The organism is Streptomyces sp. KLMMK (assembly GCF_036961605.1).
GTDB classification, from domain to species: domain Bacteria; phylum Actinomycetota; class Actinomycetes; order Streptomycetales; family Streptomycetaceae; genus Streptomyces; species Streptomyces telluris.
Genome location: NZ_JBAMDC010000006.1, coordinates 1 through 19,728, shown reverse-complemented (window position 1 = coordinate 19,728; position 19,728 = coordinate 1). Strand labels below are relative to the sequence as shown.

Annotated in this window: 14 protein-coding genes and 2 pseudogenes; 7 read left to right on the top strand and 9 right to left on the bottom strand. The window is 68.6% G+C overall.

Annotation, left to right across the window (positions count from 1 at the left end; translation table 11 throughout):
- Positions 1–584: 584 nt before the first annotated feature.
- Positions 585–1,523 carry a LysR family transcriptional regulator gene (locus V7793_RS02275; RefSeq protein ID WP_335581161.1) on the bottom strand — a complete coding sequence of 313 codons (939 nt, stop codon included), beginning with the start codon at positions 1,521–1,523 and terminating at the stop codon, positions 585–587.
- A 71-nt stretch (positions 1,524–1,594) separates the two neighbouring features.
- On the opposite strand from V7793_RS02275, the gene V7793_RS02270 reads away from it, so the two are divergent.
- Positions 1,595–2,215, top strand: coding sequence for a maleylpyruvate isomerase family mycothiol-dependent enzyme (locus V7793_RS02270; RefSeq protein WP_335581160.1), 621 nt, complete (start codon positions 1,595–1,597; stop codon positions 2,213–2,215).
- Between the two features lie 1,655 nt (positions 2,216–3,870).
- Here the strand turns inward: V7793_RS02270 and V7793_RS02265 are convergent.
- Both V7793_RS02265 and V7793_RS02260 read right to left on the bottom strand, forming a co-directional pair.
- The gene (locus V7793_RS02265) at positions 3,871–4,398 is read right to left on the bottom strand and encodes a dihydrofolate reductase family protein (protein WP_335581159.1); all 528 of its coding nucleotides are present in this window, start codon (positions 4,396–4,398) and stop codon (positions 3,871–3,873) included.
- A complete protein-coding gene (locus V7793_RS02260; protein ID WP_335581158.1) occupies positions 4,395–4,976 on the bottom strand; it encodes a TetR/AcrR family transcriptional regulator in 582 nt (193 codons plus the stop codon). The genes V7793_RS02265 and V7793_RS02260 overlap by 4 nt, the downstream gene beginning before the upstream one ends.
- Before the next feature lie 957 nt (positions 4,977–5,933).
- On the opposite strand from V7793_RS02260, the gene V7793_RS02255 reads away from it, so the two are divergent.
- Both V7793_RS02255 and V7793_RS02250 read left to right on the top strand, forming a co-directional pair.
- Positions 5,934–6,797 (top strand): haloalkane dehalogenase, encoded by an 864-nt coding sequence (locus tag V7793_RS02255; protein ID WP_335581157.1) that lies wholly within the window; start codon positions 5,934–5,936, stop codon positions 6,795–6,797.
- Between the two features lie 1,227 nt (positions 6,798–8,024).
- A complete protein-coding gene (locus V7793_RS02250; protein WP_335581209.1) occupies positions 8,025–8,381 on the top strand; it encodes a DUF805 domain-containing protein in 357 nt (118 codons plus the stop codon).
- A 1,205-nt stretch (positions 8,382–9,586) separates the two neighbouring features.
- Here the strand turns inward: V7793_RS02250 and V7793_RS02240 are convergent.
- Positions 9,587–10,468: an esterase/lipase family protein gene (locus tag V7793_RS02240; RefSeq protein ID WP_335581156.1), complete on the bottom strand. Its 882-nt coding sequence runs from the start codon at positions 10,466–10,468 to the stop codon at positions 9,587–9,589.
- Positions 10,469–10,737: 269 nt separating this feature from the next.
- Here V7793_RS02240 and tpg point away from each other — a divergent pair.
- Positions 10,738–11,082 (top strand): annotated as a pseudogene (tpg, locus tag V7793_RS02235) (telomere-protecting terminal protein Tpg); the annotation flags it as partial.
- Between the two features lie 214 nt (positions 11,083–11,296).
- Here tpg and V7793_RS02230 read toward each other — a convergent pair.
- Positions 11,297–11,686, bottom strand: coding sequence for a winged helix-turn-helix transcriptional regulator (locus V7793_RS02230; protein WP_335581155.1), 390 nt, complete (start codon positions 11,684–11,686; stop codon positions 11,297–11,299).
- A gap of 122 nt (positions 11,687–11,808) precedes the next feature.
- Here V7793_RS02230 and V7793_RS02225 point away from each other — a divergent pair, with 122 nt between their 5' ends.
- Positions 11,809–12,642 (top strand): enoyl-CoA hydratase/isomerase family protein, encoded by an 834-nt coding sequence (locus V7793_RS02225; RefSeq protein ID WP_335581154.1) that lies wholly within the window; start codon positions 11,809–11,811, stop codon positions 12,640–12,642.
- 808 nt (positions 12,643–13,450) lie between these two features.
- Positions 13,451–13,697, top strand: a pseudogene (locus V7793_RS02220) (IS630 family transposase); the annotation flags it as partial.
- A 54-nt stretch (positions 13,698–13,751) separates the two neighbouring features.
- Here V7793_RS02220 and V7793_RS02215 read toward each other — a convergent pair.
- Together V7793_RS02215 and V7793_RS02210 are read right to left on the bottom strand one after the other, a co-directional pair.
- On the bottom strand, positions 13,752–14,237 hold the full coding sequence (locus tag V7793_RS02215) for a GNAT family N-acetyltransferase (protein WP_335581208.1): 486 nt from the start codon (positions 14,235–14,237) through the stop codon (positions 13,752–13,754).
- Between the two features lie 256 nt (positions 14,238–14,493).
- The gene (locus V7793_RS02210; protein WP_443057827.1) at positions 14,494–17,205 is read right to left on the bottom strand and encodes a SpoIIE family protein phosphatase; all 2,712 of its coding nucleotides are present in this window, start codon (positions 17,203–17,205) and stop codon (positions 14,494–14,496) included.
- A gap of 1,015 nt (positions 17,206–18,220) precedes the next feature.
- Between V7793_RS02210 and V7793_RS02205 the strand changes: the two genes are divergently transcribed.
- Positions 18,221–18,796: a hypothetical protein gene (locus tag V7793_RS02205; protein ID WP_335581153.1), complete on the top strand. Its 576-nt coding sequence runs from the start codon at positions 18,221–18,223 to the stop codon at positions 18,794–18,796.
- Here the strand turns inward: V7793_RS02205 and V7793_RS02200 are convergent.
- Both V7793_RS02200 and V7793_RS02195 read right to left on the bottom strand, forming a co-directional pair.
- Complete coding sequence (locus V7793_RS02200; protein WP_335581152.1) at positions 18,754–19,176, bottom strand: transposase; 423 nt, start codon at positions 19,174–19,176, stop codon at positions 18,754–18,756. The genes V7793_RS02205 and V7793_RS02200 overlap by 43 nt on opposite strands.
- 108 nt (positions 19,177–19,284) lie before the next feature.
- On the bottom strand, positions 19,285–19,389 hold the full coding sequence (locus tag V7793_RS02195) for a transposase (protein ID WP_335581151.1): 105 nt from the start codon (positions 19,387–19,389) through the stop codon (positions 19,285–19,287).
- Positions 19,390–19,728: the final 339 nt, after the last annotated feature.

Here is a 19,728-nt window from a genome sequence, read left to right as displayed (position 1 = left end):
GACCCGAGTGCCCGCCGGGGGGGGGAGGGACTGTCTGCTGCCCGCCTCCGTCAACCATGCCGCAGGTGGCGTACAGCTGGACGTCGGCCCAGCCTGAGGGGCCATACCCGGCGGCATGGGACGCCGGTACGCCAGCCCGTTCCCAGGCCGACAGCCCGGATCGGCCTGAAGGCGATGTACCGCCGCTGAACCCAGCTCTGATCCCTGCCTTCTGACGGAGTGCCGTGCCTGTGAAGTCACCAGGCAGGGCGCGCGGCCGGGTAGGTTACGGGTCAGGCGGCCCATTCCACCCCGAGTCCGGCGAGAGCTTTCCTCTGTCCCTGGGCATTACCGGTGAGATTGGCCCTCGACCTGGATCTCCTTGGCGTGGGCCTGCCCTGGGGACCCGGGGGTGGCCCTCGCGGGCGACGTACCGTGCGAGACCGGCGAGGACCTGGCATGTTCGTGAGTTCTGATCCACTGGCCGGTGAGTGGTCGGTGTGATCGATGCGTGGACCAGGAAGAGCACCACCCGGCCCCGGAGGGGTTGGGTGGCTTTGTTCATGAGTCGCAGTTCTGGCTCAACAACTGGACAGCGCTGGTGATCACCACGCGGACTCCTGTGCCTCTGAGGGTTGAGCCGTTGGGAAGGCCTTCCGCATGCGGGTGAGGAGGGCGTTGGCCGCCGGGGCGGTAGGGCCGTCCGTGGGCCAGGCGAGGGCGACCCGGCCGCGGAGGCTGGGGGCGGTGATGGGGAGGGTGCAGAGGCCCAGCTTGGCTGCTGCCTCGGACGGGATGTCCGGGAGGATGGCAACGCCGAGGCCGCGGGCGGCGAGGCGTGCCAGCAGGTGCGGTGCGGCGGCCTCGAAGGCGATGCGGGGCTGAAAACCCGCCTGTGTGCAGGCATGGTCCAGTACGCCGCGCAGGCCGGTGCCGCGCGGGAGGCTGATCAGGGGACGGCCGGCGAGCGCGGCCAGCGGGATTGAAGTGCAGCCGGCGGGGGTGAGCAGCGGGTCGTCCGGAGCCATGGCGGCGACCAGAGGGGTGTCGACGATGACCTGAAGGCTGACGCCCTGCGGGGGATCGTCGTGGGCGAGGCCGATCACGGCGAGGTCGAGTTCGCCACGGTGCAGGGCGGTGAGCATCCGCTCCGATGTGTCCTCGGTGAGGGAGATCTCGACCTGCGGGTGGTCGTCGTGGAAGTCGGCCAGTACCGCGGCCACGTCGAACTCGTCGGTGGCCGCACTCGACACCAGTCCGATGGTGACCTGGCCGCGGACCAGGCCGGTGAAATCGTCCGCTGTCTGCCGCAGCCCCGCGATGGCCGCGAGTGCCGCCCGCGCGAAGGGAAGGACTGCTTCGCCGACGGCGGTCGTGGTCACCGTCCGGCCGGAGCGGTCCAGCAGCGGCTGCCCGAGCTCCCGCTCCAGCTGTCGGATCTGAGCACTCACCCCCGGCTGTGCGAGGTGGAGGCGGGCGGCAGCGCGGGTGAAGTTGGCCTCCTCGACAACAGTGAGGAAGTACTGCAACTGACGGAGCTCCATAAGCAGAGATTCTAGTGATGAGAAGTACCGGCTCTTGGACTTCTGGTGGCTGGTTCGGCACGCTGGTGATCATGGAGAGTACGGCGGCGGAGATACGCGCAGAGATTGCGGCCGAGCGGCGCGAACTGGCGGATGTTCTGGATGGACTGACCGATGAGCACTGGGACTCACCGACCCTGTGCAGCGGATGGCGTGTGCGGGAGGTCGCCGGCCACATGAGCATGGGGTTCCGGTATTCGTTCGGCAGGACGGCGCTGGAACTCGCCCGCGCGGGCGGCAACCTGCACAGGATGACCGACCGCCTTGCGCGCCGCGACGCCGCCGCCCTTTCCCCACGCGAGCTTGCCGTCGCACTGCGGGACAACGCCCATCACCCCTGGAAACCGCCGGTGGGGGGTCTAGCGGCAGCCCTGGGTCACGACGTGATCCACGGCTTGGACATCACCCTCGCACTCGGCCTCGGGCGGCAGGTCCCCGAGGAGCGCCTGCGGATCATGTTCGGGACCGTCAATCCGCGGACGCTCCGCTTCTTCGGCGCAGACCTCGAAGGCGTCGAACTGCGGGCCACCGACCTGGACTGGTCGTACGGCACAGGCACTCAGGTGGTAAGCCGCCCCGCCCAGGAACTCCTGCTGCTCGCATACGGGCGCAAGCTCCCGGGAGGGTCCCCAACCGGCAAGCAGGCCCGGTGACCGTCAGCGGCCGGGGTGACCCGGGCTGCCCGAGATGAGTCACCCTGCTGGACCGGCTCATCCACTCGGCGCCGAACTGCACGAGCAGCGGCATCGGGCCCGCACATCATCGAGCAGGGCATTGACGTCTCCGCCATTGACGGCCTCGCCGGGGCCGTTGACGTCCCCGACGGGAGTTTCGATCGTCATTTTCGCGTTCCTCTTCCCATGGGTGCGAGACGCGCTCAAAGGCGTCAACGCCAGAGGGTGCGCATCGCTCTTCCTATGAGTGCGCACTGGCGAACAACGGACCGAAATCACTCGTTCAGGTGATGTCGTTTCCCCCTCAGAGATCGGTGAACAGGGCGTCCAGCGTCAACTCGACGGCCCAGGTACTGACCGGCCCGTCCTGGCCCACCTCACCGAATGCCGCACCCGAAACGGCCAGGACCCCACCGAGGAGCTCGAACCGATCACCCCACGGGAGGCAGTGCGCGCCCTGCGAGCCTTGCGCAGGCTCAGCCTCATCGACCACACCCCCGACGTCCCCCCCACCAGGCCGTCCGCGTCCACCGGCTCATCCAGCGCACACCCGTGCAGCCCTGGCTCCCAACTGGCCCGCACAGGCGCGCTGAGTAGAACGTCTGGTGTTTCGACACGAGTACGTTCGCGGACCGATCACGGGGTCTGTGACCGAGGGCCATGTCCTTGAGCGGGTCGGCCAGTGCCGTGCGGCGCCGGAGCTGTGTGCCTTGAGGAGCCGGGCAGCCACAACGCCCTTCTTGCTGCGAGCCCGGCCGATGATTCCGATCTCTCGCACTCGCACCCTTCCTCGGCCTGCGTCTTTTTGCCCCAACAGCTCCTGTCCGGTTCGGGCTGAGAGACCCTTGCGGGCCTCCGGAGGCGCGGCCTTTTGAGCTGGCCGGAGTGGTCGGCTCGCCGGTTGCCTGCTGAGGAGTGGCCGCGGGCGGTGTCCGGATGCGCCCAGACAGGTACGGGCGCAGTCTGGATATGTGTCCGGATTTGCGCGGATAGTTGTGCACCCGCCGTCGCCGTCGGGTGGCCGGAGGGTGACGGTAGGCGCTGAGATGCTGGGCGTGGCGTACAGCGTCGTTGATGTTCTGGTGTTCTTGAGGCGTGCGGGCGCGGACCCGCACGAGGTTCAGCTGGATGATCCGCAACAGATCGAGTGGCTTGGTGGCGGGCCCGGGGTCTGGTCATGACAGCGGCCTCCGTTCCCGGAGGAAGCTAGGCGCCGCTTCGGGGTCGTCGATTATTGGCGTTCGACAGGTAGGCCTTCGCGCTCACCATGCACCTGCTCCAGTCCGAGATCGCGCACGTCAAGACGTTGCTGGTTCAACAGGCTCTGGCCGAACCGGCCTGGGCGAAGAGGCTGAGCGACGACGACCGGCACGGCCTGACCGCTCTGTTCTGGTCCAACGTCAACCCGTACGGCACCTTCCGCCTGGCTATGGACAAGCGAGCGCCTCGCCCTGGGACCCGGCCGCAGCCATGCAGCCAGTGCCCGGCGCGGCCCGTCCAGCTTGGTGCGGCCGTGGTTCAACGCGTTGTACGACACGTCGTACAACGCGTCGTACAACGCACCACGGCCACGACGGTGTTCAGCTGGCAGTGTCAGATCGACTGCGACATCACCGGCCCGCCCGGATGCGCCGTTACTTCTCCACGGCGTAGCGCAGCTGCGCGAAGCCGCCGACGTCGGTGGCCGAGTCCAGGCGAAGCGGGACGTCCTCGGTCAGCTCGCCGAAGAGACGGTGACCGGCGCCGATCAGGACCGGGGCGACGCTGATGATGAACGCATCGACGCGTCCGGCGCGGATGAAGCTTTGGACGAGGCGTCCACCGTCGGGGTAGACGTGCTTGATCCCGCGCTTGTCAAGGTCGGCGACGAGGCTGTCCATGTCGCGGTAGACGGTGATGCGCGGGTCGGCGTCCTCGGGAAGGGTCGTGCTCAGGACGCCGACGTGGCGGTCGCCGTAGTGCCAGTTCTCCTCGCCGAAGCCGACGACCTTGTCGTAGGTGTTGCGACCCATGATCACGGCGTCGACCGAGCCGAGGAACTCGAAGAAACCCATGTCGCCGGCCCGCTCGCCGCGCGAGGTCAGCCATTCGATGTCGTCGTCGGGGCGGGCGATGTAACCGTCGAGGCTGGTGCCTATGAAGACGGTGGCAGTGAAGGTCACGGGGTGCTCCTCAGCAGGTGGTCGAGGTCGTCGTGGAGAAGGGCGGCGGGATCGCCGTCGCCGGTGAGGGCCCACCGCAGCAGGGAACCGTCGGTGGTGATCTGGACGGCGCGCGCGAGGCGCGGCACGTCCGTGCCGGACGGGAGCTCGCCTCTCGCGACGGCCTCGGTGAGTAGTTCTTGCAGTGCTGCGTCGACCGCGCGGGTGTGCTCGGCGGCATGGACGCGGAACTCTGGATCGGAGAGGTCGAGCTGGAGCATGGCGAGGTGATTGGCCATCTCCTCGGGGGTGGACATGTAACCGGCGAACTCGTCGGCGACGGCGTGCAGGGCCGCCAGGGGCGAGTCGTGCGCGGTCCGCGCCCTCCGGTAGGGCGCGGCGGCGTTCCCGGCGGCGTCCGCAGCGAAGGCCAGCAGCAGGCCCCGCTTGGACCCGAAGCGCTGCGACAGCGTCGCCGGAGAGACTCCCGCCTCGGCGCCGACGTGCGCCAGTGTGAGCCTGCCGGGGCCGTGGGCGCCGATGGCGCGCGCGGTGGCGGCGAGGATCTCGGCGTCGCTGGTGGCGCGTGGTCGTGGCATGGGTTCCTCCTCTCGTGATCGACTGTAGCACGTTAATAAATGGTGGTTCATTTATTAAGTGGACGTCTGTCACCTCGGCGCCTCGGCCGCCCGCCAGGCTGGCGACGCCTCCTTGGCCGCCCGCTCGCTCGGCTCCCCTGGGGCTACTGGGCGGCGGACACCGGCAACACCCGCTGGACCTGGAACTGGTATGTGCGGCCGCAGCCGGCAGGGGGTGTTCCCCTGGTGACGCGGTCGCCGCTGGCGGCCTGTCCGGCCTGGACGAGCGTGCTGGCCGGGGGCCGCCGAGGCGCCTGGTGGGCGATGGTCGATGGGCGAGGCGTTGGAGCAGATCGCCGACGCGCCGCGGGCGAAGCCGCCGGCCGGCTGTGGCCCGGATGCGCCCCGACCCACGTCCGCGAGTACGCCCTGTGCCGGTCCTGGTCGGTCACTGCGCTCCCGGACGCGAACGGGACGGAAGAAGCCGCCGCAGAGGCGCACCGCATGCTTGAGATCGCGTCCTCGGTCCCGTCCGCGCGCGGCCGAACGCGGCGATGTGGTCCTGGCCGCCCTGCGGCATCACCGCCGAGTGCCGGAAGTCGCCGAAGTCCTCGTTACCTGGGACGCCCTGCCCGCGTGATGCGGGTTGATACTGGTGGGCTCGCGTATTCAACTGTCGTGTATTGGCCCACCAGCAGCCTCGGGCAGTGACTTCGGGTGAGGGGGTTGGGTAGTTGAGTCCGGGCAAGTGGTGATGTGCTGGTGGAGGGCGGCAGGGCATGTGCGGCAGGTGCGCAACGGCTACGTGGAGGCCGTTCTGGCGGCAGACGCGCGAGTGACGGTCTTCCCCGAAGGGCCGTTGACGGGGTACGAGTTCGACTCGGATCCAGTCGTTCCGGATGATGAACGATGGCTCTGATCGTTGCCGCGTGCGACGAGGCCGGGACACTATGTAGCCCGGCACCGAGGGAGGGCCCAATGCTGATCGACTTCGTTCCCGACGGGAATCTGTACCCTTTTGAGTCGTGTTGGTTTGACTCATCCGTCGGCAGGGTTCACTACATTGACGAGGGGACCGGACCAACGATCCTGTTCTGTCATGGTGCTCCGGCGTGGAGTTTCCTCTACCGCCACATCGTGAAGGACCTGCGCGACCGGTATCGGTGTGTCGCCGTCGACTACCTGGGTTTCGGATTGTCCGAACGTCCTGCGGGCTTCGGCTACACCATCGCTGAGCACACCGCGGTGCTCGGCGAGCTGATCGATCACCTGCAGCTCGACGACTTCGTTGTGATGGGACACGATTGGGGCGGACCCATCGGGCTGGGCGCGGTCACCGCGCGCGCGGACCGGGTGAGGGGGATCGTGCTGGGTAACACCCTGTTCTGGCCGATCGAAGCGATGGCGAACCGGGCCTTCAGCGTGATCATGGGTAGCCGTCCGATGCAGCGGCGGATACTCGACCAGAATTTCCTCGTCGAGCGCGTCCTGCTCGCAGAACTGGGGCACAAGCTCACCCCGGCAGAGGCTGACCACTACCGCGCGGTGCAGCCCACCGCGGAAGCCCGGCGCGGACTCGCCATGACGCCCAAGGAAATTCGTGCCGCACGCCCGCTGCTGGACCAGCTTGCCCGAGACGTTCCCGCCCTGCTCGGCGACAAGCCGACCCTGTTGGTATGGGGAATGCAGGACATGGTGTTCCGTCCGAACGCCTCTATCCCGCGGATGCGTGCCGCCTTCACGGATCTGGACATAGTCGAGCTGCCACATGCGCGGCACTTCATTCAGGAGCACACCCCGGACGCGATCACGGCGGCGATCGCGAAGCGATTCCGGTCATGATACTGGTGCGCTCGCGCATTCAACTGTCACCAGTTCTCCGGGGTCCGGCCCGATGGTGACCGCCAGTGGCCGTCGAGGCGGGGCAGCTGAGCATGGGCGAGTACGGCGGCGAGCGGGTGGATGTGCAGCAGCGACTCGACCACCTGCCCGGCCCCACCTGCCCGGCCGAATCCAGGCGGCGCACGGCACCGCGCCCGACGGCCACGGTGCCGTGCGGTCCGGTGACTGCCAGGCGCTCGGTCTTGGGGCCCGCGGAGCGGGAGACCAGCAGCGATCCGTACAGGCCGTGGTCGTAGGCGAGGTGGACCAGCACGGTGTCCTCGGCGTCGTAGACGGCGCCCGTTGCGGCGGCAGCCGAGGTGTGCGCTACGACGCGGTCGGGCAGGCCGAGGCATCAGATCAGCAGGTCGATTCTTCTTCACACAGGGCGGCCAGTTCGGTGGCCTCGTGCGGGTCGGTGGCGAACGGCTTCTCCTTCATCACGTGCACCCTGTCCGGGCGCTCTCGGGCCGAGGCCCCGGGTGGTCCGGAGTCCGATGCGTCTCACTGACCGAGGAGGGCGCCGCTTTGGTCACGGAGGTGCTGGGAATCTCTCCGGTCCCGGCGGGGGGAGAAGCTCTTCGACACGGAGGTCAGGTTTCGCTGAAGGCGGCGCCGGTGGGCCTCTGACGGAGGAGGCTTTCCCGCGGACGGAATCACTGGGTACGGCGGCGCTGGCCGGTCAACCTCGGACTGCCGTGTCAGTCACTCCGTGCGGCTTGGTTTTCCAAGTTCATGATTGGGTCCTGGAGACGAAGGACTCCTACTGCATCGGCTACGCCATGCACTTCGAGTGCCTTCTGTGCCGGATCCACGGCGACGTCTCCCACGCGGCATAAGCGTCGGGTGGGGTGACGACGCGACTCGCTGCCCTGGCCGTTCCCCCGCTGAGGCCGTCGCTGAGGCCTTCTCGCCCCCCCGCGTTCGCTAGCCCTCCTGGGCGCCCTCCGGAACCGGCAGTCCGACGGCTTCGAACCGCCGGGTGACCGGCTCCCGGCGCGGCCCGAGGGCCACGCCGCCCGCACGGGGGCTCGTGTATGCCGGTGCGCGCACGCAGGAGCCCGGGAGCGCTCTGCTGGCGCTGTTGCCCGCATCTTCACGACCGTTGACCGACCTCTTTGAGCCACCTACGTTCGGGATGAGGCCCGGTCCATGTGGACGGGCCAGCCGCGGCTCTTGGGGGCGCAGGTGCACTGGTATGTGGATGTGCTCAAGAAATACGCGACGTTCAGCGGAAGGGCGAGCCGCCCCGAATTCTGGATGTTCACTCTGGTCAGCCTCGTCATCAGCGTCGTGCTGGCCGTCATCGACGCTCTACTCGGCACGGGCATGATCATCGAAACCGTCTACGACGTCGCCGTGCTCCTGCCCAGCCTCGCTGTCAGCGTCCGGCGCCTGCACGACACCGACCGGTCGGGCTGGTGGCTGCTGATTGGCCTGATTCCGATCGTGGGCCTCATCGTCCTGATCGTGTTCTGGGTTGCGGCCGGCAAGCCACACGAGAACGCCTACGGTCCGAACCCACAGGAGGTTTCGGCCCGTTGAGGGCTTGGCCCCGCGCCTTTCCTGAAACGGCTCTCCGGAAGGTGGCCTGCTCAGCGAAAGGCGCCTCTGGCCAGTGAGCACGAGGGTTGTCCAGGCACTCGTCCCCGCACCAGCCGGAGGCACTTCTCACTTGAGTCAGTCCTCAGGCATGAGTGCCGACGTGATGTTTTACAGCCGCCGAATGCGCAGCAAGCCGGTCAGCATGGGGAGAGTGAACTCGCCGCGGGCGGCCTCAGGCCTACTTGCTAGGACTGCGCGGATCCGTCCCGGCGCGGCTTTTGTTCCTGATCTGGCATGACGAGCACCCCTGCGCGCGGCGCGATGGTCGCTACGAGCGAGTCGGCGGTGCGGGGCTGCCCGTGCGGGAATTCGGTCCGCTCCGGTAAGCCGAACCAGGCGGCCGTACCAGACTTGGGAAGGTGCCTGTCGGCCGTTGCAGCGCGCCAGTGGGTGGGCGTGTCGCGCGGGCCGATGGCTGCGCTCCCGCTGACCCGCGGGAGCCGGGCAACCCACTCGACCTGGCCGTCCATGAGGTTCCGTAGGCCGGCCAGGAAGCCGCTGGGTGCGAGGGCCTGGCGATCTCGGGATCCGCGACCGCCATATCGAACCAGTACATTGCGTTGCCGGCCGGCACGGCATGATGGGCGTCCGGCAGTGGCATCGCCTCGGAGCTGCACGGCGGGCACGGACAGCCGGCAGGGAGCGGCTCAGCTCGGTCAGCATGTCCGGGTCGGGCTCGACTGTGGGCTCGACTGCAATGACCTCGGAACCCAGCGTGACCAGCGTGGCGGTCAGCTTGCCGCTGTCGGCGCCCAAGTCGAGCACGCGCGTGCCGGGCACAGGCTCGAGCGTCCAGCGCACCGCGACCTGTGCATCGCGGCCTGCGCGTAGTCCGGACGGTGCTCGGCGTATGCGACTGTCACTGCTGCGAACGACGAGGCGTGAAGCAGCCGTTCATCAGGCTGTGATACTGGTGGAGACCGCTCGCAAGAGTGGCCTGGGCACGGCGGTTTCGGCGGCTCCGGCACTGTGGTGCAACCGGCGGGTGGTGCACGATCCGGGCAAGGCCCCGCTGGATGTCGCGCTCACGGTCGCGGTCGCACAAGGCTCAGGCCGACGTCGGTCTCGTCCGACAGCTCGACCTGTATGGCTTCGGTGCGACCGGGCCGGGGCGTCACCGCCCCGGCCCGGCGAGAACGCTGGTGTCAGCTCACGACCGACGCGCAGGTGGTGGGTTCGGCGTTGGCCGGGTCGAGGAGGTTGGCGACCTTGTGGACGACGATGCGGTCGATGCTCCCGATCGAAATGTGCTCGGAGAGGTCGAGGGCGCAGAGGTCCTGGAGCATGATGTTGCGGACGTTCGGGCCCGACAGGAAGTTCGTGCCGTGCGGCGTGACGACCTGGTCGTACTTGGTGGCGATGACCGAGTACTCGACCCCGGGCATGGTGTCGGGGCTGGAGTTCAGGCGCTTGAGGAACTCGGAGCCGAGGGCCTGGTCGGTGAGGCCGGGGGCCATGCCGCCGAGTGCCTTACGGGCCCCCGGGACGGCGTCCATCAGCTTGGTCAGGCCCATCATGGTCGTGCCGTGGCTGGACGGGGCGAGGCCGATGAGGTGGTTCACCTTGTCGGCGCCACCCAGGAAGTTGATGTAGTAGCGCGGCATCATGCCGCCCTGCGAGTGGCCGACCATGTCGACCTTGTCGACGCCGGTGGCCGTGCGCACCTTGTCGACGAAGACGGAGAGCTCTTCGGCCGACTTGGCGATTGGGCCGAGGCCGTAGAAGACCGGCACGCCGGGCAGCTTGCCGTAGTCGAGGGAGAAGACGCAGTAGCCGCGCTTGACCAGGTAGGGCGCCATCACGAGCCAGTTGTCGACGGAGTTGCCGAGCGTGCCGTGCACCAGGACGACGGGGCGTGGGTGGGCGGCGGAGGGCTTGCAGTTGTAGTCGTTCCAGCCGCTGCTGACCGTGGAGGGGCGGTCAGCAGCCGAGGCGGCGGAGGCAGTGGTGGAGCTGACGGTCAGCGTCAAGGCAAGAGCCGATAAAACGGAACAAACAAGGCGGGAAGCGCTGCGGATTCCAGACATGAAGAACCTCATCCATGGGACGGGCAGACGGCATCGGCACAACGACCTGACCGGTCGCGCGCTGAAAGCGTCCGCGTGGATGAGAGTAAGATCACCGATAAGTTACCCACAAGTCAAGTAAGAATGTTCCAGCACGTCAGACCGGATGGCGGGACGCCAAGTCGGCGGCCGCGCACTCATCAGGAGCGCGGGTGAAGAGCGCGTGCGAGGATGCCGTCATGACCGTCGGCACTGCCGCTCTCCCCGCGTTCTGGACGAAGGGTGGGGCTGTGTGTGGGGGGAGAGAGATCGACGACGCGATCGAGCGCGCCGACCAGGAGACGTTCACCCGAGAGCCGCCCAACGACGCTCAAGGCTCAGATCGGCTTCCTGCTCAAGCAGCCGAAGTCCGCGAAGGCCGTCGCGGCGGAGCTCGGCGTTACTGCGGGCTCCGTCAACCGCTACCGCCGCGGTGCCCGCAAGCACTCGCCGAAGGACATCGCCGCGAAGATCGGCGCGGCCGTACGGGCCAGCTGGCGACCGCAGTCCGCAAGCGCCGGCAGCGGCAGGCCGCCATCGGCACCGGCACCGGCATCGGCATCACGGTGGAGACCAGCGCCCGCTTCGGCTGCACCGACATCGGCTACCTGGATCTCGACGACTAATCCAGAGCCCCCACTAATTACTCGTTGAGACTTGGCTGCATCGATGTCGAGCCGAGTGACAGCACTTATGCACCGGTTTCGATGGCAGTTCACGATCAGTCCAACTCGGAGGGGCGGGGCGGTACGCCGAAGCGGCACCCAGAGCGAGTCAGCTCAGGACAATGGGGCTCTCGGGCACGCCTTATCAGCTCTGAACGCGTCGGTCATAGTCCATTTGGTGCGCCCGGATCTCGTCTGCGTTCTTGACCGTCCAGTCGTACAACTGGCCGAACGGCTCCCGCAGGGATTCGCCGAGCGGGGTGAGGGAGTACTCGACCCCGACCGGCGAGGTCGGCAGCACGCGGCGCACGATCATCCCGTTGCGCTCCAGGCGGCGCAGGGTCTGGGTCAAGACCCGCTGGGTCACGCCCTCAAGGCGGCGCTTGATCTCGTTGAACCGAGTGGGCTTGTCGAGGACTGCCATCACCATCATCGACCACTTGTCAGCGATCTGGTCGAGGATCGGGCGGCTGGGGCAGTCGGACCGGTAGACGGTGTCGTTGCCGGCGCCGGCGCCGGTTTCAGGAATATCCATATCGGTATCCTTCGCGATCCTTGCGATGCTGAAAGTGCGTTATTGACGCCGGTCGCCCGCCAGCGCACCGTAAGTATGCATCAGGAACCTAGATGCACACCTGGTACCGATCGGAGCCCTCCATGACCCACGACGCCTACGCGACCCTGCGGGTGAGCCGCGAGGACGGCATCGCCCGCGTCACCCTCGACAACCCACCCGTCAATGTCCTGAACGTTGCCCTGATGGCCGACCTCCGGCACCTGCTGACCACTTTGAGGGACGACGAATCGGTTCGGGTGATCGTGTTCGACAGCGCTAACCCAGAGTTCTTCATAGCCCACGTCGATATGTCGCTCGTCGACACGCCGGACGCCTTCGAGAAGTTCGCGGCAGATCTTCCGGACGGCGTCAACGTCTTCCAGGCCCTGGGGGAACTGCTCCGGCACCAGCCCCAGGTGACCATCGTCAAGCTTGCCGGGATGGCGCGCGGAGGAGGGGCAGAGTTCGTCACGGCCGCGGACATGGCGTTCGCAGCGATCGGTCGCGCCGGCATAGGCCAGATCGAAGCTCTCATGGGCATCATTCCCGGCGGAGGAGGCACGCAGTACCTCGCCGGCCGGATCGGCCGCAATCGCGCCCTGGAGTCGGTACTGAGTGCCGACCTGTACGACGCCGAAACCGCAGAGCGCTACGGCTGGGTCAACCGGGCAGTCCCTGCTGACGAGCTCGACGACATCGTCGATCGCCTCGCCCGCAACATCGCCACCCTGCCCGAGGGCGTGATCGCGGCGGCCAAGCGCGCCATCGTCCCCGAGGACCTGGACGAAGGTCTCCTGCGGGAGCACGACGCCTGGGCGGGCCAGGTCGTTTCACCCGTGGCCGAGCGGTTGATCCGCGGCGGGCTGGCCCACGGTGCCCAGACCCGCGACGGCGAGCGCGATCTGGAGGGCCTGCTCCGGGGACTGGCCGGATGACAGGAGCCGGACCATGACCCACCTGCCCACCTGCCCACCTGCTCACCGGCAGCCGCCGGGCGTCCACGGCCAGGACCACTTGTGACCGGTCGCTTCTGCCCGTGTCGTCAGCCGGCCGTCGCCCTGGGGACGGTGGCGCCGGCCTGGATGGCCGGGGAGTCGACGACCACGGTCACCGACCGTGGTGTGTCGGCGGCCAATGCGCGGTGCCGCATTCCTCAGGCGACCGGCTCGCTCCGGGCCGACTGGTTGGGAGGTGTGGACCGGCCGGAGCCTTGTGGTGCGGCGGCCGGGTTCCGTGCGTGTGCACCCGGGTTCGCACGAAGGCGGCCGCCGCTGTGTGGTCCAACGACAGCGCCCTGGAGATGGTCACGCCCCTTGGCGCGTCCGCGCTCGCCGGAGCGGAGCCGATGCTGCCGTTGGGTTCGTGACGGCGGCCATGGGGCCGCGGTGGTCGCGTGCATACTGCTGACCATGAAGCCCCCCTCGCGCCCCGCGTCCACTTGCTGGTCACGTTCGTGCTGGTGACGTGTGCGGCGGTGGGCGGAGCTTGCTTCGGGTTTCTTGCAGGTGGCCGGTCGGTGGCAGTGATGGCCGCGGGGGCGGCCGGCCTGGGTGCGGGGATCGGGTCGTTTCCGGCCCGCTGCCGGCAGCGGCCTTCTTCGAGCCCGAGGCCGTGACGGCTGATGGGTACGCGATGGGGATCGCCGACGCGGTCCTGATGGGGATGGCGACGTACCAGGGGGCGGGTCTTTCTCCTCGCTCTTGATGGGCGACAGGTGAAGAGGTTCCCTTCGGCTCCGACCGACCGACCGACGCCTCCTGGGCCAACCCGATCGAGGCTCACTTCGGGCCCGCTGCGGCAGTTCACGCCGGCCAACTCGAACCACCGCAGCCACCCTGCACAGACCCAGGCCCTGCACCACTACCTGATCTGGCGCAACGCCAACGCCCGCCACTCCGATGTGCTCGCCGCTCAACGCCGCGAGCGCGCTCGCATCCGCAGTGTGAAAGGCATCCGCTGGGGCAGGCGCCCACTCGCTGCCGCAGAGTGACCACCGCGGCGGGCGCCCCGGTCACAGCTCGGTGTTATGCCGTGAACCTTCCCATCAAGAGGGTGGAACCCGGCGGGCAGGAACCTCGAAGACGAGTTCACGACCGTCCTCCTCGTCCCACTGCTCTCCGACTTCAACGAAACCGAAGCCCGAGATCGTGGCCAGGGATGCCACGTTGCCGGGGCTGATCGTCGCCCGCACAGTCGTGACTGCGGCTTCGGCCGCTGCCCGGCGGAGCAACTCGATCAGCGCGGATCGGGCATATCCCTGGCGGCGGAAGTCGGGAGCGACGGAGTAGCCGATCTCGACCATGCCGACCTCATCGGGCGGTCCGTGGAACCCGGCATGTCCGACGACGAGACCGTTCTCGCCGACGACCGCTTGTCGCACCATCCACCGTGCCTGGCCGGGATCGGCGGTCATCTGGCCGAGCCGGAACCGCCATAGCCACCGTGCTCTGTCGGTCACGAAGTACTTGGTGAGCGAAACCCCGGCCACTCTGCTGGCTTCGGACAGGTCACCATCGAGCAAAGCGGACATCGCCCCGCCGGACAGCTCGACAAAACGTACGCACCTCGGGCTCCGCGTGAACGGTCTCCCGTGATCGGCTTCATCTGTCACCTACGGATGCTCGCTGACTAACCCAAGGGCGTCCAACGATTTCGAAGCAGCCCAGCAGCGACCCTGCGACGTCATCCACCACCACGACCCCACCCCGGTGAACCTTCCCAGTCACAGCACTGGGAAGTTGTCGAAGGACCCCTGCAAGGCAAGATCCGGTAGTTCCCGTTCCCGGCTACGGCAGTGCTTGCTCCGCCCAGATGATTTTGCCCCGGGCGTAGTACCGGGTGCCCCAGCGGTCGGTGAGCTGGGAGACGAGGAAGAGGCCGCGCCCGCCCTCGTCCTCGTCGGCGGCGTAGCGCAGGTGGGGTGAGGTGCTGCTGGTGTCGGAGACCTCGCAGATCAGGGTGCGATCGTAGAGGAGGCGGACGCCGATGGGTCCGGCGGCGTGGCGGATGGCGTTGGTGATCAGCTCGCTGAGGATCAGCTCCGTGGTGAAGACCGTCTCCTCCAGGCCCCACTCGGTCAGTTGCCGTGTGATGTCGGCGCGGGCCCCGGCCACGGCGGAGGGCTCGCAGGGGACGTCCCATGCGGCGATTCGGTCGGCGTCCATGCGGCGGGTGCGGGCGACGAGGAGGGCGATGTCGTCGCTGCGACGGTCGGGAGGGAGGGCCCCGAGCACAGCCTCGCAGGTCTCCTCGGGCATGCGGCCGGGCACTCCCAGTGCCGTCCTGAGGATCGCCAGGCCGCTGCCGATGTCGCGCTCGCGTCCCCCGACGAGACCGTCGGTGTAGAGAGCGAGGCTGCTGCCCTCGGGGAGGTGCAGTTCCGCCGCTTCGAAGGGCAGGCCGCCCAGGCCGAGCGGTGGTCCTGCGGGGAGCTCGGGGAAATCGACGGTGCCGTCGGGGCGGACGAGCGCGGGGAGAGGGTGGCCGGCGCGGGCCAGGATGCAGGTCCCGTCCGTGGGGTCGTAGATCGCGTACAGGCATGTGGCGCCTGTGACGGCGGGTTCGTCCCCCGCCGGGGCCGTGTCGTAGTCGATGCCGCAGACGAGCTCGTCGAGATGGCCGAGGAGTTCGTCCGGGGGCAGGTCGAGGGTGGAGAAGTTCTGTACGGCCGTGCGCAGCCGGCCCATGGTGGCGGCGGCGTGCAGTCCGTGTCCGACGACGTCGCCGACGACGAGTGCGACGCGGGCCCCGGGGAGTGGGATGACGTCGAACCAGTCGCCGCCCACCCCGCTCCGGGCGGGCAGATATCGATGGGCGACGTCGAGGGCGTTCTGCTCGGGCAGCTTGCGGGGGAGCAGGCTGCGTTGCAGAGTGACCGCCATGGCGTGTTCGCGGGTGAAGCGGCGGGCGTTGTCGACGCAGACGGCTGCCCGCGCCGCCAGCTCCTCGGCCAGTACCAGGTCGTCCTGGTCGAGGCGAGGGCTGTCAGCCGTTCGCCAGAAGTTGGCGACGCCCATCAGGACCCCGCGTGCCGTGAGCGGCACGGTGATGAGTGAGCGGAGGCCGAGTTCCAGGATCTTCCGTGTACGTTCGGGATCACCCGCGCGCCATTCGGCGGCGGCCGCCACGTCGGGCACCAGCACGGGGCGTCCGCCGGCGAGAACCCGGGCCATGGGGGTGCTCGGGTGGTACGCGTAGACCTCGCCCACCTGGTAGAGCGGGGGGCCGCCGTAGGCGCCGGTGACCGCCACCCGGTGCAGCTCCGGTGCTCGCGGGTACGAGCCGGGGGGTGGCTCGTCGCCGCGCAGGACGGGATCGGCGAGGTCGACGGAAGCGTAGTCGGCGAACCACCGTGTGGCCACCTCGGTGAGCTCCTCGGCCGTGCGCGAGACGTCCAGGGTCGTGCCGATGGCCACGCTCGCCTCGTACAGCAGCCGCAGCCGGCTCTGGGCCACCTCGGCCCTTCCGGCGAGTTCGCGGAGCTCGGTGGAGTCGCGCAGCGTGGCCACGCTGCCGCCGGCGTCCTCATCGGGGTAGGTGGGCCGGTTGTTCACCGCCAGCAGCCGACCGCCGACCGGCAGCACCTCGTCGGTGACCGCTCGGCCTGACGCGAGCAGGTCCGTCATCCGGGGGTCCAGGCCGAGACCGGAGACGGGGCGTCCCTCCGCGTCCCTGGCGAGTTCGAGGAGACGACGCGCCTCGTCGTTGACGAGCACGGCCGTGCCGTCGCCGCCGACGATGACCACACCTTCGCGCACCGCGTGCAGGACGGCGTCGTGGTGCTCGTACATCCGCGTCATCTCGGCCGGGTCCAGGCCGAGGGTCTGCCGCCGCAGCCGTCTGCTCACCAGGGCCGTCCCGGCCGTCGCCAGGCCGAGGGCGGCGGCACCGGCACCGAGGACGTACGGGAGCTGTCGGTTGATGGCGCTGCTCACCTTGCCGGGGTTGAGGCCGGCCGACACCATGCCCACGACCCTGCCGCCGTCCGACACAGGGACGACGGCCTGCACTTCGGCCGCCATGGGGCCTTGGACCTCCTCGATGGTGACGCGGCCGTCGAGCGACGGCCCGATGGTGCCGACGAACTTCTTGCCGATCCAGTCGGGCCTGGGGCTTGTGTAGCGGATGCCGTCCCTGTTCATCACCACGATGAAGTCGACGCCGGCCGCCCGGCGGGCGCTCTCGGCCAGCGGCTGGAGCACCGCACTCGGATCGGGACCGCGCAACACGGCCGGCAGGCTGGGCCCGTGCGCGAAGGACTCGGCGGCTGCCAGCGAGCGGGCGCGCGCCGCCTGGAACCTGTCGGCGCGCGCCTTGAACACCAGCGTCACCACGGCGGCCACGACGAGCACGACGACGATCAGTACCTGCAGCACGAACATCTGACCGGCGACGCTGCGAACGTTCGCCACCGGTCCCGTACGCCGCGTCGACGGCCCCCACGAGCCCGGCGGCTGCTGTCGCCGCTCACGTGAGGAGCGGCCCGGGAAGCGGGCCATGCACCATCTCTACCGCCCCGTGCGACAGCGACGGCGCACACCACGCCGTGGCATCGCACGGCTGCACGAGGGGCAGCTCCGGCGCAGGGGGTGGTGGTGTTACTGCTGGCGCTGCCACTCCGTCTCGTCGCCGCCACGGCCCCTTCTCTGCTGACCTATCCGCTGCTACTTGTCACGTCACCGTGGTCGGCAGTTTCGGAGACAGGAGGAATCCTGCCTCCGAAACCAAGAAAAGACCCTCCGCCGTGTACGTGCGACGATCTGGACCGTGGAACAAAAAGACGCATGGACCGCAGGACGGGTAGTCGAAGCGGGCACGGGACGCGACGACCTGCTGGCGTTGGTCAAGAGGGCAGTGCGCGGGCTGCTGCCGGATGAACAGGTCGTGGCAGTGTCCGCCATATGTGAACTGTGCAGTCCGGACGGGTGCGGCGAGTTCCAGGTGATGGCTCACGAGTGTTACTGCTTCGGCTGCCTCATACCGATCGGAGTAGCGGACGGGGAAGAAGGCGCACATCCCGGTGCGTACCCATGGAAGCTCATCCCGTCCGATGCTCCACTGCCGGCGATCTCATCCGGGCCTTCCGGCGAGGCGTCGGACATCTGCAGGTGCCCAGCAGGGCACGTTGTCTTTGAGGTGGCCGTTGCGTACATTCTCGCCAAGGACGGTTTGGTACGAAGTATCTCGGTTGGCTTGAGATGTCCGGAAGACGGCGCACTGCACCTGTACATCGACAATGCACGCGTGGTTCCGAGAGAGACTTGACGCCGGGCCGGCACTTGCGGAGCGGGCTGGCCCTGGAGGCGAAGCCGGAGGGCCTGGGGCGGGGGAGCGAAGCGGATCCGCCCAACGGGCCGAAGGCCCAGACCCCGTGAAACGGGGTCACCTCCCACCCTGAGAAGTTGTATCTCAACCGAACGTGATCCGTTGATTTCTACTGGTCAGGCATGGTGTGGCTCGGAATGAGAGGGGCATCCGGCGTCTTGTTTCCACTCCGTGAGCGAGGGGTGCGCGATGGCGCCGGTGCTGGGAATGCTGGAGGAGCGGGAGACAGCGGCCCCTGTGCGGGTGGAAGGACTACGGGAGGAAGTCGCCCGGTTGGCTGAAGTGTTGGAGGCTGCCGAGATCGAGCTGGACCGGCGGGTGATCGCGCGGGAAGAACTGGTCGAGGCCCTGGCAGCCTCGGCTGCCGAGACCACCGCCGGGACCGAGGCCGAGGAGAAAGCGGTGCTGTCGCTCGCGCCGGTGCCGGGCTCGACGGTGCCGCCCTGGCGAGAAGGGCTGCCGGTGACGGTTCTGGCGCCGGACTATCAGCGCATTCTGGGCGTGCTGGAACAGCAGCGATCCACGGGTCACGGACCGCTTCGGGCCAAGGAGATCGCGGTGGAGCTGGGCCTTGACGCGACGTCGGCGAAGGTCGAGGGGCTGCGGTCGAAAGCCCGGCGCCTGGCGGAGCGCGGGTGGCTCCTCCTGGAGGCGTCGGCGGTTCAGTGCCGGTTGGTGGCCCGAGGCCGCGCCAGACGCCGGCTCGTCCGCGTGACCATCGACTACCGGATCATCGCTTCGCTGGTGGCGGTCAGGGTCTCGTAGTCCCGGGCCAGGCGGTGTGAATGCATCAACCACGCGAGCGTGCGCTCTGCCACCCACCGCCTCGGCAGCACCATGAACCCTGCCATGTCGTCGGTGCGCTTGAGGATCTCCAGGGTCAGAGCGAGCTTGTCCCGGCACCAGCCGACAAGGCCGCCGGTGTACCCGCCGTCGGCCCACACGAGGGTGATGTCGCGGTGCATACGGCGCAGCCGCATCAGCAGGCCCGCCGCGGCGTCCCGGTCGCCGATGTTCGCAGCCGTGACCGCGACGACCAGGAGCAGGCCGAGGGTGTCGGTCACAATGTGCCGCTTGCGGCCCGGCACCTTCTTCCCGCCGTCGTAGCCGCGTGAGGCGGCCGGCACCGAGGCCGCGGCCTTCACTGACTGCGCGTCGATGATCCCCGCCGTGGGCTCGGCCTCACGGCCCTCGCGCTCACGGACCGTCCCGCGCAGCCGGTCGTGGAACTCGGCGATCAGACCGTGCTCGCGTCAGCGGCGGAAGAAGGCGTAGACCCGGCCCCAATCGGGGAAGTCCGCGGGTATCGCCCGCCACGAGATCCCGCCCGCGACCAGGTAGCGGATCGCGTCCAACAACTGCCGATGACAGTAGCCCTCGGGCCGTCCACCCGCCCCTGGAACCAGGCCGGCACCGGCAGCAACGGCCGGACGGCCACCCACTCCGCGTCCGTCATGTCCGACGGATACCGGCGCACCCGGTCGGGATGGTCGGCCGCGTTGCTGTACACATGCGCGAGGCAATCGCACGACACGGCGGGCGAGTTGAAGTCAACGTGCCCGGGCACGTACAACATAGACAACAGGGCCTCCGGGAACCACTCGGAATGGGATCGCACCCCCGAGCTACCAGGAGGCCCTGCTTCCACGCGCGGAAGCCGCCGCAGTCACCCGATCGAGACTCCCGTTCGACCGACA

Bases quoted from the DNA above. Each gene is read 5' to 3' on its own strand.
- V7793_RS02275 (WP_335581161.1), bottom strand. From the start codon at position 1,523: ATGGAGCTCCGTCAGTTGCAGTACTTCCTCACTGTTGTCGAGGAGGCC.
- V7793_RS02270 (WP_335581160.1), top strand. From the start codon at position 1,595: ATGGAGAGTACGGCGGCGGAGATACGCGCAGAGATTGCGGCCGAGCGG.
- V7793_RS02260 (WP_335581158.1), bottom strand. From the start codon at position 4,976: ATGCCACGACCACGCGCCACCAGCGACGCCGAGATCCTCGCCGCCACC.
- V7793_RS02255 (WP_335581157.1), top strand. From the start codon at position 5,934: ATGCTGATCGACTTCGTTCCCGACGGGAATCTGTACCCTTTTGAGTCG.
- V7793_RS02240 (WP_335581156.1), bottom strand. From the start codon at position 10,468: ATGTCTGGAATCCGCAGCGCTTCCCGCCTTGTTTGTTCCGTTTTATCG.
- V7793_RS02230 (WP_335581155.1), bottom strand. From the start codon at position 11,686: ATGGATATTCCTGAAACCGGCGCCGGCGCCGGCAACGACACCGTCTAC.
- V7793_RS02225 (WP_335581154.1), top strand. From the start codon at position 11,809: ATGACCCACGACGCCTACGCGACCCTGCGGGTGAGCCGCGAGGACGGC.
- V7793_RS02215 (WP_335581208.1), bottom strand. From the start codon at position 14,237: ATGTCCGCTTTGCTCGATGGTGACCTGTCCGAAGCCAGCAGAGTGGCC.
- V7793_RS02210 (WP_443057827.1), bottom strand. From the start codon at position 17,205: ATGGCCCGCTTCCCGGGCCGCTCCTCACGTGAGCGGCGACAGCAGCCG.
- V7793_RS02205 (WP_335581153.1), top strand. From the start codon at position 18,221: ATGGCGCCGGTGCTGGGAATGCTGGAGGAGCGGGAGACAGCGGCCCCT.